The organism is Pseudobacillus sp. FSL P4-0506, from assembly GCF_038003025.1.
Lineage (GTDB): Bacteria > Bacillota > Bacilli > Bacillales > Domibacillaceae > Pseudobacillus.
In genome coordinates this window covers 648,301-661,238 of record NZ_JBBOOI010000001.1, presented here as the reverse complement: position 1 = coordinate 661,238, position 12,938 = coordinate 648,301, and the positions used below count along the sequence as shown (strand labels likewise).

Annotated in this window: 13 protein-coding genes; all 13 read right to left on the bottom strand. The window is 45.7% G+C overall.

Translation table 11 applies throughout. From position 1 onward, the window contains the following. Positions 1-3: 3 nt before the first annotated feature. The 13 genes from MKZ02_RS03340 to katA all read right to left on the bottom strand — a co-directional run bounded on the left by MKZ02_RS03340 (position 4) and on the right by katA (position 12,704). Positions 4-1,215 (bottom strand): vWA domain-containing protein, encoded by a 1,212-nt coding sequence (locus MKZ02_RS03340; RefSeq protein WP_340851853.1) that lies wholly within the window; start codon positions 1,213-1,215, stop codon positions 4-6. 29 nt (positions 1,216-1,244) lie between these two features. Beyond that, the gene (locus MKZ02_RS03335) at positions 1,245-2,048 is read right to left on the bottom strand and encodes an AAA family ATPase (RefSeq protein ID WP_259455647.1); all 804 of its coding nucleotides are present in this window, start codon (positions 2,046-2,048) and stop codon (positions 1,245-1,247) included. A gap of 178 nt (positions 2,049-2,226) precedes the next feature. Further along, positions 2,227-3,084, bottom strand: a complete 858-nt coding sequence (locus MKZ02_RS03330) for an FAD binding domain-containing protein (RefSeq protein WP_120035539.1) — start codon at positions 3,082-3,084, stop codon at positions 2,227-2,229. After that, positions 3,085-5,430, bottom strand: a complete 2,346-nt coding sequence (locus MKZ02_RS03325) for a xanthine dehydrogenase family protein molybdopterin-binding subunit (RefSeq protein ID WP_340851852.1) — start codon at positions 5,428-5,430, stop codon at positions 3,085-3,087. After that, on the bottom strand, positions 5,423-5,968 hold the full coding sequence (locus tag MKZ02_RS03320) for a (2Fe-2S)-binding protein (protein WP_120035543.1): 546 nt from the start codon (positions 5,966-5,968) through the stop codon (positions 5,423-5,425). The genes MKZ02_RS03325 and MKZ02_RS03320 overlap by 8 nt, the downstream gene beginning before the upstream one ends. A 27-nt stretch (positions 5,969-5,995) precedes the next feature. Then, the gene (locus MKZ02_RS03315; RefSeq protein WP_120035545.1) at positions 5,996-6,448 is read right to left on the bottom strand and encodes a CoxG family protein; all 453 of its coding nucleotides are present in this window, start codon (positions 6,446-6,448) and stop codon (positions 5,996-5,998) included. Positions 6,449-6,488: 40 nt separating this feature from the next. After that, the gene (locus MKZ02_RS03310; protein WP_340851848.1) at positions 6,489-7,256 is read right to left on the bottom strand and encodes a LamB/YcsF family protein; all 768 of its coding nucleotides are present in this window, start codon (positions 7,254-7,256) and stop codon (positions 6,489-6,491) included. 12 nt (positions 7,257-7,268) lie between these two features. Next, positions 7,269-8,615: an acetyl-CoA carboxylase biotin carboxylase subunit gene (locus tag MKZ02_RS03305; RefSeq protein ID WP_120035549.1), complete on the bottom strand. Its 1,347-nt coding sequence runs from the start codon at positions 8,613-8,615 to the stop codon at positions 7,269-7,271. Positions 8,616-8,644: 29 nt separating this feature from the next. Beyond that, positions 8,645-8,896: an acetyl-CoA carboxylase gene (locus MKZ02_RS03300; RefSeq protein WP_220702330.1), complete on the bottom strand. Its 252-nt coding sequence runs from the start codon at positions 8,894-8,896 to the stop codon at positions 8,645-8,647. An 11-nt stretch (positions 8,897-8,907) separates the two neighbouring features. Beyond that, positions 8,908-9,885, bottom strand: a complete 978-nt coding sequence (locus MKZ02_RS03295; protein ID WP_340851846.1) for a 5-oxoprolinase subunit C family protein — start codon at positions 9,883-9,885, stop codon at positions 8,908-8,910. Next, positions 9,882-10,751 (bottom strand): 5-oxoprolinase subunit B family protein, encoded by an 870-nt coding sequence (locus MKZ02_RS03290; protein WP_340851845.1) that lies wholly within the window; start codon positions 10,749-10,751, stop codon positions 9,882-9,884. The genes MKZ02_RS03295 and MKZ02_RS03290 overlap by 4 nt, the downstream gene beginning before the upstream one ends. Before the next feature lie 321 nt (positions 10,752-11,072). Further along, positions 11,073-11,228: a hypothetical protein gene (locus MKZ02_RS03285; protein ID WP_182917044.1), complete on the bottom strand. Its 156-nt coding sequence runs from the start codon at positions 11,226-11,228 to the stop codon at positions 11,073-11,075. Between the two features lie 21 nt (positions 11,229-11,249). Further along, on the bottom strand, positions 11,250-12,704 hold the full coding sequence (katA, locus tag MKZ02_RS03280; RefSeq protein ID WP_340851844.1) for a catalase KatA: 1,455 nt from the start codon (positions 12,702-12,704) through the stop codon (positions 11,250-11,252). Between the last annotated feature and the right edge of the window lie 234 nt (positions 12,705-12,938).

Below are 12,938 nucleotides of genomic sequence, written 5' to 3'. Positions count from 1 at the left end.
CCTTCACCTCCGGATCGTGATCGTTCGAGATAATTTTTGAAATGACTCAGGATTTTGCGCTTCTGAGAAGACATCAATATAAGGAAGCGCCGCTTTCATTCCTCTTGCTTCCGGTTGATATCCAGTAATATTTAACAGCGGATTCAGCCAAATAACAGCGGAAGTCCTTTGCTTCATCTCCTTCATTGCCCAAGGCAAGTTGACAATATTACCTGAATCAAGCCCGTCGCTTACAACCATAATGACCGTTTCCTTCCGCAGCATCTGAGAACCATATTGTTGCACAAATGAACAAAGCGATTCGCCAATGCGCGTTCCTCCTCCCCACTCATTTTCAAATACAGTTAGCACCGGCAGTTGTCCGCCTCTGCCTTTTTTTAATTGCGATGTGACTCTTTTCAGCTCTGTTGAAAAGAGAAACACTTCCACATGACGGGTACACTCCGTCATCGCGTATGCAAACTGCAAAAACTGATCGGTATAAGCTGCCATGGAACGGCTCCCATCGCACAACAGGACAAATTTAGCTTTTACTTTTTTACGGCCCTTCCAAACAGGGGCAGCTGGAACCCCCCCTGTTTGCAAGCTGTTTCGTAATGTTCTCCGTTCATCAAACTTTCGACCTTTCTTCATTGCCGCGAATCGCCGCGACTGCTTAATCTGTATCCGGCGAACAAACCTTTGTGCCGCTTTCTCCATGTGATAAAGCTGGCTTGATGAAATGGGTACTTTCCGCTCCCGAGGGCGCTTATTGATCGCATGAGCGGCAAACCATCTGAATGCCTTTCTGTACTCTTTCTCCGCTTTTTCTGATTCATCCTTCCCATTTGCAACAGCGCTTTCCACTGAATGATTCTCCTTTGCGTCTGTGTCACCCATTTCCGCTGCTTTCTCTGAACGTTCTTCTACTTGTTCCCGTGCCGTGCCCGCATTCAGCCTTCCATCTACTTGCTTGTCGGTAGACAAAAAGGGAACAAGGGACTGATTGCTGAAGTGATTCGCAAAAAATAAGGGAAAGGCCCGGTCAAAAACAAACTGCTCTTCCCGGCTTGAACAAAGAACAATTTTTAGCGCTAACCTGAATTGCTCATGTTCACCGATATCAATAGCTTCCAATGCCCTCAGACTGTCTTCCGTTTCCTTTAATCCAATTAAGAAGTCTTGCGACCGCAAATAACGGCAAAAGGATAATACATGCTCCGAAAGGTTGCTCATTTCATACATCTGCTCCTTATTTGAACGGTTTAAAATTGTGAGCGCAAAAGAACTCCGTTTTCTACTGCCTCATGAACCATTTCCCAATCTTCCCGGTCCTTCACAAAACAGCCGAGCGTTTCTTGAACCGTTTCCTCGTTCAGTTCGCTGCGATGAAGCAGCATAAGCGCTTCCGCCCAATCAAGGCTTTCTGCGACACCGGGTACTTTCTGCAATGGCATTTGCCGAATCTTTTTCATCATATGAGCGATCTGGCGAGCGAGCTGTTTATTAATGGCAGGCAGCCTGGCCTGGAGAATGGCTGCTTCTTTCTCAAAATCAGGGTAATCTATCCATTGATACAAGCATCTTCTCCTTAAAGCATCACTCAGCTCTCGTGTTCGGTTCGATGTCAGAATGACATACGGGCGGTGTTTGGCCTGGATCGTGCCAATCTCCGGAATAGTAATCTGAAATTCTGCCAAGGCTTCTAAAAGAAAAGCTTCAAACTCTTCATCTGCTCGATCTACTTCATCGATTAACAGGACCGGAGATGCCTTTTCTTCTGTCAAAGCCTGGAGCAATGGGCGAGCTAATAAAAAAGAATCGCTAAAAATAGCTGCTTCCTTTTCGGCCAATCCAACCCCACTGTTCTCCAACATGCGGATATGAAGCATTTGCTTTGCATAGTTCCATTCATATAATGCATTGGCAACATCGAGACCTTCATAACACTGCAGGCGGATTAGCCGTGTATTCAATGATTGGGCCAGTACTTTCGCCATTTCCGTTTTTCCAACTCCAGCCGGTCCTTCGATGAGCAATGGCTTTTGCAGTACCTGTGCAAGATGCAAAGCGGCTGCTACCGGTTGATCTGTTACATAGCCGTTTTGAAGAAAAATACTTTCTATCGATTGCCTGCTGCTATTGATGATAATCCCCCCTGTCTGTCCTTTATGGCAGGAATAGAAAGAAAATACAGGGGCCTGTTCACTGGAGAACCGGTCCCTGTTTTTTCATCTATTCAAATAATTATAAAAGGATAGAGCTTAATGCCCGTTCCGTATAAACCTTGCATAAGTTTTCCCGATACTCGGCAGAAGCAAATAAGTCACTTCCCATTTCCCCTTCTTCAGCAGCAAGCCTAGCTGCTTCCCGAATCATTTTTTCCGACGGTTTTTGCCCTAATAATGTCTGTTCAACGGATGCTGCTCGAAAAGCTACATCACCGACGCCGGTAATGCTTACACGGATATAATCAATTGCTCCATTCTTATCTGTTCCTGCTACGGCCGCTACCCCTACTACTGGATAGCCGGAGGCCGGATGAAAATATTTCAGGTAAACAGATTTCGTATGAGATGGCGGAATTGCGAATGAAACACCCGTGACAAGGCTGTTCTCTGGTAGCATCGTAATAAGCGGTCCGATGACAAAACTGTCAATGCCCATCCTTTCCTCTCCGTCTTCTCCCTGGATAATCATTTCTGCCTCTAAGGCAAAAGCAGCAGCAGGCAAATCGGCAGCCGGATCAGCGTGGGCAAGGTTGCCGCCAATGGTACCCCGATTGCGTATTTGCAAATCGCCGATTTGGCTGACTGTATCCGCCAGAACTGGAACATGCTCTTTAATGAGCGGGTGCTTCGAAGCAGCATGGTGAGTCACCAAAGCCCCGACAACAATCCGATCCCCTTCTTTTCTCACTTCTTTCAACTGATCGATCCGGCTAATATCAATTAGAATGCCCGGTTCAGTCAGCCTGAATTTCATGAGCGGCAGCAGGCTGTGCCCGCCGGCAATGATTTTGCCTTCTCCGTTGCTTTCTTGCATCAGCTTAATAGCCTGGTCAACTGTTTCAGCATGAACATAATCAAATTTAACAGGTATCAATCAGTTTCCCTCCCCTTTTTGAATCGCCCGCCACACTTTTTCCGGAGTAAGCGGCATGTCAATATCTTTCACTCCATATGGCTTCAGCGCGTCCATAACCGCATTCATTACTGCCGGAATAGAGGCAGTCGTTCCTGTCTCCCCTACTCCTTTGGCGCCGAGCGGATTCACCGGTGACGGTGTTTCTGTAAATGAAGATTCAATGTGAGGGAAGAAACGGGCTTTTGGCAATGTGTAATCCATCAATGTGCCCGATAAGAGCTGCCCTTCTTTGCTGTAAATAGCCCCTTCCCAGAGAGCCTGACCGACCCCTTGGGCAATGCCGCCATGGACTTGTCCTTCCGCTGTGAGCGGATTAATCACACGCCCGACGTCATCTACACAAATATAGCGCTTCAATTGGATTTCTCCTGTAGCCTTATCCACTTCCACGACCACAATATGTGTGCCGAAAGGATAGACAAAGTTCTCAGGGTCAAAGAACGATTGTGCTTCAAGAGACGGCTCCATGCCTTCTGGCAAGTTCCACGCCATATTGGCTGACTTTGCAACCTCCTGAAATGTACGCTGCTGCCCCGGCACTCCTTTTACTTGAAAAACACCGTTTTCAAAAGCAATGTCTTCCACTGCTGCTTCCAGTTCATGAGCAGCAATCTTCTTTGCTTTTTCAACGACGCGATCGGCGGCAATCGCCACTGCTGCTCCTCCGACGGCAGTAGAACGGGAACCATATGTGCCCCAGCTCATGGAAATGGCTCTCGTATCACTGAATATCAGCTCAATATCCTCCATCGGAACTCCGAGCTTATCAGCCACAATTTGGCCGAAAGTCGTGGCATGTCCCTGTCCATGCGGGGAAGTGCCTGAATAAACAGTTACCTTGCCCGAAGGATGCACGCGCACTGTAGAATTTTCCCACACACCGCCCTGGAAGCCGATGGCTCCGGCTACTTTGGACGGGCCAAACCCGCATAACTCTACATAAGTAGAGAACCCAATGCCGATTAATTTGCCTTGTTTACGAAGCTCCTCCTGTTCCTGGCGCAGCTGCTGATAGTTCACTATCTCGAGGGCTTTCTGGAGTGGTTTCTCATAATCTCCGCTATCATAGATGAGTCCCTGAGCGTTCGTGTAAGGGAAGGCCTCTTTACGGACAAAGTTCTTTCTTCGCAGTTCAACAGGGTCCATCCCGATTTCACGTGCATACAAATCAATAATCCTCTCAATTTGATACGTTGCCTCTGGTTTTCCCGCTCCTCTGTATGCGTCCGTCGGCGTTGTGTTCGTGTATACACCAAACGTTTCACAGGAAGCATGGGGAATATCATAAGCACCTGTGATCATTAAACCAAAGTCAATCGTTGACACTCCAGGACCCATGGTGGATAAATACGCGCCTAAATTAGCTGTGTTTCTCACACGAATAGCCGTCAGCGTGCCATCACGTTTTCCTGCTAGCTCAACATCAATGATTTCATCACGGCCGGCGTTGGAAGCCGTAAAGTGCTCGCTCCGCTGCTCAATCCACTTAATCGGCCGGCCCAGATCGCGGGCGGCATAACCAATTAAGGCTTCATCCGGATAGACGCCAATTTTGCCACCGAAGCCTCCTCCCATATCAGGGGCAATGACTCTAAGCTTCGCTTCGGAAATGCCGAGCACTCCTGATAAGACCATACGGTGAATGTGAGGGTTCTGGGATGTACACCATAAGGTCAGCTCCTCACTGCCCGGATCATATTGCCCAATGGCCGCTCTCGTTTCGATTGGACTTGGAAATACACGCTGAACATAGAAGCTTTCGCGTACCACAACTTCTGCATTCTCAATCACCTCTTCTGGTACTTCTCCAGCTTTCCAGTGCAGAGCAATATTGTTTTCAATGTCACTATGAACGAGCGGCGCGCCTTCCTGCATGGCTTCTTTTTGACGAACGGCAGCTGGCAGCACTTCATATTCCACATCGATTAAGTCAAGAGCATCCCGCAGAGCATAGCGGTCATCAGCGATAATTAAGGCTACTCCATCTCCAACATAGCGTACATAATCAATAGCAAGTGGATATTGCGGCGCTTCCTTCAAATTACAATCAGGCACTAGCCAGGAGGAAGGGATTGGCCCGATTTTCCCCTCCAAGTCTTTCCCTGTATATACAGCAACCACTTGAGGAGAACTCAGCGCTTCCTCTACATTGATTTTTTTTATTTTTGCATGAGCATGTGGGCTTCGCAAAATCGCTGCATGCAGCATGCCCGGCAATTGAATATCATCGGAAAAACGGCCATTTCCTGTTAACAAGCGCGGATCTTCTTTTCTCTTTAAAGGAGTGCCAACTACATTAGCCATTATGGGTCCCCTCCCCTACTAATTGACTAGCAATGACTGTCTGATCATTTTTAGCGGCCGCTTCCGCCATGATCTTGGCGGCCTTTTGCACAGCACTTACGATAAACTGATAGCCAGTGCAGCGGCAGATCACACCTTCCATTCCTTCACGAATTTCTTCTTCTGTTGGATTTGGATTTTCTTTCAGCAGGCCGATCATAGCCATCATGACACCTGGTGTACAATAACCGCATTGCAGTCCGTGCTCTTCCCAAAAGCTTTGCTGCATTGGATGCAGATTACTGACCGTTCCCAAGCCCTCAACCGTTGTCACTTCCGCGCCGTCTGCCTGTACAGCCAGCATCGTACATGACTTTACTGCATCGCCATTGACCGTAATCGTGCAAGCCCCGCATTGGCTCGTATCACAGCCAATGTGTGTGCCTGTCAAGCCAAGATCATCACGAAGATAATGAACGAGTAATTTGCGCGGTTCTACTTCCGCACTTTTCTCCTGCCCGTTAACAAGAACTGTCACTTTCCGATTTTCAATTGCCATGTTTGCACCCCCTGCATAATATCAAGATTAAAGCTTGGCTATTTCCTTTGTTTCTTTTTCAATGTCTTTGAAAAATTGTCCCAATATCACCTTTGCTACTCCGCCCATCACGCGTTGTCCCATAGAAGCAAGGATGCCGGTCACTTTCACTTCTGCCTGACAAGTAAGTGTTGTTCCCTCAGTAGATTCCTCCAATTTCATTTGGGCATCGGCATCTATCTCCCCCGGCTTGCCTTTTCCATCAAGAAGCAGGCGGTAAGATTCTGGCTCATGAATATCCACCTGGCGAACAACCCCTGTAAACATTCCTTTAATTGGCCCAATGTTCATGCCAAGTTCGGCATCAAACACATTATCTTCCACTTCCTTGAATGATTGACAGCCTGGAAGCGCCCTTTGCAATGCCTCCTTATTTTGGAGTGTTTTCCATAGAAGTTCTCTCGAAACGCCTTTAAAAGTATATGAATGTTCAATATTCAACTGTGCATTCCCCTCTCTTTTTTAATATTCAGTTAATTGGTTACCTGATGATGTTTTTAATAGGAGCGATTTCTACGCCGCCCGCTTTTAAAGCAGTGACAATGGCTTTTGCCAAGACTGGGGCTCCCGGTGTATCTCCATGAATACAAATGGTTTCCGCCTGAATCGACACGTCTTTACCATCGTAAGTAACGACTCTCTCTCCTTTCACCATCCGGACAACACGGTTCGCCATCGCTTCATAATCGGTAATTTCCGCTCCTCTTCTTGTAAGGACGATAGAGCCGCTTTCCGTATGCTCGCGATCTGAATAAGCTTCCTTGGCTACCGGTACGCCCATCTTCAGTGCTTCTTCATATACTTCCGATTGATTGAAGGCAAAAATAATCATCTCTTGATCTGCTTCATGGATAGCTTCAAGAATGGCACGGGCTAAGGGTTTGTCTTCCATGGCTTTCATGAAAAGTGCACCATGTGGTTTGCAATGCTGAACTTTCACACCTGATGCCCGGCAAAACTCCCGCAAGGCCCCTAATTGGTACGTCACGTAATCTTTTACCTCGTCGGCTGTGCAAGTCATGTATCGGCGGCCAAAACCCAACAGGTCTGGAAATGCAGGATGCGCTCCAATGCCTACGTCATACTTTTTGGCAAGCTCTACCGTCTTTCGCATAACGTGAGGGTCCCCGCCATGAAAACCGCAAGCAATATTGGCGGAGGTAATATACTGCATCATTTCTTCATCATTTCCCAGCTCATATAGCCCGAAGCTCTCTCCCATATCACAGTTCAAGTCGACCTTATGCATCCTGTTCACCTCTCAAGACAAAATCTCTTTTTTCTCTAAAAACTGTGTTGTGTAATCTCCACTCTCAAATTGCTCATTTTCCATAATGGAAGCCAAGAGAGCAAGGTTCGTTTTTAACCCGTGGATTTCTACTTGCGCCAATGCTTGTCTCATCTTCTCAATTGCTTCTACACGGTTTGCTCCGTGGACGATCAATTTGCCGATCATAGGATCATAAAATGGGGAAACAATACTTCCTTCTACGATGCTAAAGTCCAGTCTTATGTCTTTGTCAGGCAGCTTCAGCTGTTCAATTGTCCCTGGAGACGGAAAAAATGTTTTCGGGTCCTCCGCATAAAGCCGGCACTCAATAGCATGGCCCGCTTTGTTAATTTGTTCCTGCTGAAGAGGAAGCTCCTGCCCGGCCGCTATTCTCAGCTGCCATTCAACTAAATCAATGCCGGTGATTTCTTCCGTTACCGGATGCTCTACCTGTAGCCGTGTGTTCATTTCCAGGAAGTAAAAGTTCCTATCGCTGTCAAAGATGAATTCCATCGTGCCGACATTTGTATAGCCAATTTCCTTTACTCCACGTACAGCGGCCTCCAACAACTGATTTCTAAGGGAAGCATCCAAAAATGGGGAGGGGCTTTCTTCAACTACTTTTTGATTTCTGCGCTGAACAGAACATTCTCTCTCATACAAATGGACAACATTTCCGTGACGGTCGGCTGCTATTTGCACCTCAATATGCCGCGGATCGGCAATCCACTTTTCAAGAAAGACCGTTCCATCGTTAAAGAACGATTCAGCTTTTTGTATGGTCGAATGAAAGGCTTTCTCCAGCTCCTCTTGATTGTGGGCAAGCTGCATGCCGATTCCGCCTCCGCCGGCGCTCGCCTTGAGCATGAGTGGGTAGCCCAAGTTATCCGCAATGGCTAAGGCTTCTTCTAAAGATTCGATTTTTCCGGATGATCCAGGAACAACCGGAACTCCTGCTTTTTGCATATGTGCTCTTGCTTCCACTTTCGATCCCATCGTCTCCATTACGTCAGCTTCAGGGCCGATGAATACGATATTCTCCTCTTTACAACGTTTAGCAAATAGCGGATTTTCCGATAAAAACCCATAACCAGGATGGATCGCATCGGCTGTTGTTTGTTTAGCCGCCTGGATGACTTTCTCTATATCTAGATAGCTTTTCTTAGCCTGAGCCGGTCCAATGCAAACCGCTTCCGATGCTTCACTGACAAATGGTGCCTGAGCATCCGCTTCTGAATAGACAGCAACCGTTTGGATGCCAAGTTGGCGGCATGTCCGAATGACTCTCCTGGCAATTTCTCCTCTATTGGCGATAAGTACTTTATTAAAATATGACATATGATTCCTCCGCTAAAGTTCCGGCTTCGTTATTGGACTGCGATGATAGCAATCTCTTGTCCTGCATCTAAAATATCTTCCTCATTTGCAAGGAAGCTTTCGAGTACACCGTCGGCTTCCGCTTTGATCTCGTAGTAATTTTTCATAACTTCTACTAAACCGAGTACATCTCCAGTCTTCACGGCAGCCCCTTCTTTGACAAATGCTTCCTTGTCGGGTGCCGGTCTGCGATAGAACACTCCAGGAATAGGTGAGAGAACTTTACTTTTTGTGCCAGGCATTGTCATTCCTCCTATAACAGTTGTAATTGCTGTTTTATTTTTGCCACTTTGTCTGTGTATTCTTTTCTCGCCCGCAAGGCTTCCTCAATGTCGACAGCGACAAAGCGCACTTTTTCATTTGTTTTGATTTGGGCCATTTTGTTTAAATCGGCGCTGATAATGGTACAAATTGTCGCGTAGCCTCCGCCTGTTACCGCGTCATTTAATAGAGCAATCGGCTCCACTCCGTCCGGTACTTGGATGGATCCGATCGGATAACCGAGATCCACCACATTGGAAGGATTGCTGCCAGCTCCAAACGGCTGCTCTCGCTCTACAAAGTTCAATCGTTCCCCTTTAAAACGGTAACCGACTCGGTTCGCTTCTGTTGTAACCGTCCAATCAAGTGAGAAGAACCGTTCCTTGCTTTCCTCGGTCAGGCGATAACTGCATAAGCCGACGACTACTCGGATTTCATTTGTTTTTGAAAAGACCGGGATTAGTTCATCTTGTATACGCGTCCCTACCTTCACTTGATGATCGATATCCTTGCCAATCTTCAATTCATCGCCGGCCCGAAGCGGACGTCCCTCCAAACCGCCAATTCCGCATAGAGTATAAGTAGAACGGGAATCCATGACGAACGGCACATCAATGCCGCCTGCTACCGCTAAATAAACGCGGGCTCCCTGCTTAACAAAGTCAAAGGAAAGCTCATCTCCCGCCTTTACAGCTAGCGTTTCCCACATGGGGACAGGCTGTCCATTCACTTTTGGCGGAATTTCACCGCCTGTCAATGCAATAACGGCCTCTTGTTGAAATTGAAGAACAGGTCCCATATACGTGATTTCAAGAGCCGCTGCATTTTCATTGTTGCCTACAAGTACATTAGCTGCAGTGAACGAGTATTTATCCATAGCACCGGATGGCGGCATGCCGACCTCGTAATAGCCAATTCTGCCGTAATCCTGAACAGTTGTTTGTAAACCGGGCTGAATCACTTTAATCATGCGTACAACCCCCCTAAAATCTCATCTGAAAATGCTTTTGGGTTTTCCAGCACTTGTTGAGGCTTGAATGTGATTTCTCTCGTTAAGTAGCGGAATGTACCGTCCTCTACTTGCTTTTCAATTGATTGGAATTCCTCCATTGTGATGCTGCGATACCTAAAAATGTCTCCCTGTCTCGGAAACGTCATGGAATCTTTGAAATCATACAACCGCTGTTCCTTCTGGTAGATCGGGGCTGCCGCAATGCCGAACAATTGATAGCCACCTGCCCCCTGCACCGGATAAATAACGGCAAAGGCGCCGCCAAATCCAAAGGCTCTCTCAGGTGTATAAGTACGCGGCCGAACATATTTTGGCACCTCAATCTGCTGCTCACGCGGCACCATTTGATAACACCATGGCAAGCCGGGCACAAATCCGATCATTGATACGAGATAAGGGTAATCTGTAATGGCTTTAATTAACTCTTCTTTGGAATGAAAGCCATTAATCCGCGCTGCGTACTCTAGGTCAGTCGAAGATGGATCTTGATGACGGTCTCTAAAGCGCATCAATGCTTCATTGGTCCAAGGATCATCAAATAAAATGGGCACATCTACCACTCTTGAAGAAATATTAAAATCATCGACCGACACAGAGTGTTCAAGTTCTTTCAATTTTGAAATCAATTGATTAGGGTGAATCTCTTCCGGTTTAAATCGGATCATATACGAAGCATTAGAAGGACAAATGTCCAGTATCCCTTGTAATTTTTCTTCTTTCAGTTGCTTTGTAATAGCCATCGCCTGAAAGTTTACTTCTAGACTCATAGATTCAGATAATTCCACAAAAATAAACTCATCACCGCCATACTCGTAACGGGTCAATTCGCTTCACCTCACTCACTTAATTTCCTACTCTTCCATACATATTAGTAAATGCAACATTCATACCAGCTTTTTAAAAACGGAATATTCTAATTTTTTAAACGTTTATAAGGTTGTTTAACTTCTTAAAAAGAAAAAATCTTTCATTTATGAAAAGAAAGATTTCATAAATGAAAGATTATGTAGAAGAAATTACATTCTAGCTCTTTCCACAAGAAGAAAAAAACCTCCCCATATAATGATTGAATAAGCACGACCAACAGCCTGAAAGCCTGCAGAGCTTTCTTCTGCAGGCTTTCAATAGGATGTGAAGTTTTATATTTAAGCGTAGTTGCGTTCCGAAGCATACGATAACGCATCAACTAGAGAGTAAAAACATAACTCGATATTCTTTTTATCCCCTTTGTCTTCCCTCACTACACAAAAATGCTCGTTTACCTTCTCAATTGCCATTTGCTTATTGAGTTTTCTTTCCATTCTCCCACTCCTTTTATTACATTATGCTTCCTGGGGTACAGCAAGACCAAGCCCTTCTGCTACACGTGTACCATATTCCGGATCAGCTTTATAGAAATGACGGATCTGGCGAAGTTTAATTTCTTCACTTTCTACTGGCCTCATGGCATCGACAATATTTGCTACAAGGCGTGCGCGCTCTTCTTCACTCATCAAGCGGTAGAGGTCGCCTGCCTGTGTGTAATGGTCGTCATGATTATAATTATGAGTACCTGCCTGGCCTGTTACCTCAAATGGTGTAACATTAGCTTCCGGCGCCTCTTTCGGACCGCCAAAGCTATTTGGCTCATAATAGACGGATTTGCCGCCGTTGCCGTCAAAACGCATTTGGCCATCACGTTGATAATTGTGAACCGGACATTTCGGTGCATTAATCGGCAGTGCATTATGGTTAACACCTACGCGGTAACGGTGAGCATCCGCATACGCAAACAAGCGGCCTTGAAGCATCTTATCAGGAGAGGCTTCAATTCCAGGAACAAATGTGCCCGGGGAGAAAGTGGCCTGCTCTACTTCAGCAAAGTAATTTTCTGGATTGCGATTCAGTACCATCTTTCCGACTTCAATTAATGGATAGTCTTTTTGCGACCAAACTTTTGTCACATCAAACGGATCCCATTTGTATGTGTTGGCATCTTCCATTGGCATAATCTGTACGTAAAGCGTCCAAGAAGGATAGTTTCCTTGCTCAATCGCATTGAACAAATCCTCTGTATGATAATCAGGGTTTTCTCCTGCTAATTTTGCAGCTAGCCCGACATCTAAATTTTTAACACCTTGGTCTGTTTTAAAATGGTATTTCACCCAAACGGCTTCCCCTTTATCATTCACCCATTTAAATGTATGACTTCCGAAGCCATGCATATGGCGAAGGGTTGCCGGAATACCGCGATCCGACATTAAAATCGTTACTTGATGAAGCGACTCCGGAGATAATGACCAGAAATCCCACACAGCTGTTGGATTTTTTAAGTGTGTTTGCGGATCACGTTTTTGTGTATGAATAAAATCCGGGAATTTAATAGCGTCACGAATAAAGAAAACAGGCGTGTTATTTCCTACCAAGTCATAGTTCCCTTCATCTGTGTAAAACTTCACAGCAAACCCACGTGGATCACGAACTGTATCTGCTGAACCCAGTTCGCCTGCTACAGTTGAGAATCGAATAAACAATGGAGTGCGCTTTCCAGCCTCAGACAAAAAGTCTGCTTTCGTATAATTGGCAATCTCACTGTTTGTCACTTCAAAATAGCCGTGTGCACCAGCTCCTTTTGCATGAACGACCCGTTCCGGTACGCGTTCACGGTTGAAATGTGCCAATTTCTCAAGTAAATGAACATCTTGTATTAATGTCGGTCCGCGTTGTCCGGCTGTCTGTGAATTTTGATTATCGCCTACCGGGGCTCCCCAGCTTGTTGTTAGTCGATTATTTGTCATCCTTGTCACCTCATCATTATTTTGTTAGTAACTTAATGATAACACTTCTCAAAGAAAAATCAATACTAAATTATAATTATTTTAAATAAGAAATTGTTATTTATTATTTTTGTCATAAATAGTCAACCCTCAATATAAATTAAGACTATCGTGCAAGAAGAATCATTAGGAGGACGCAGAATGAAGCGATTAATAATCTATTAGTCTCTAAGTATATGAGTTGACTTTCATCTA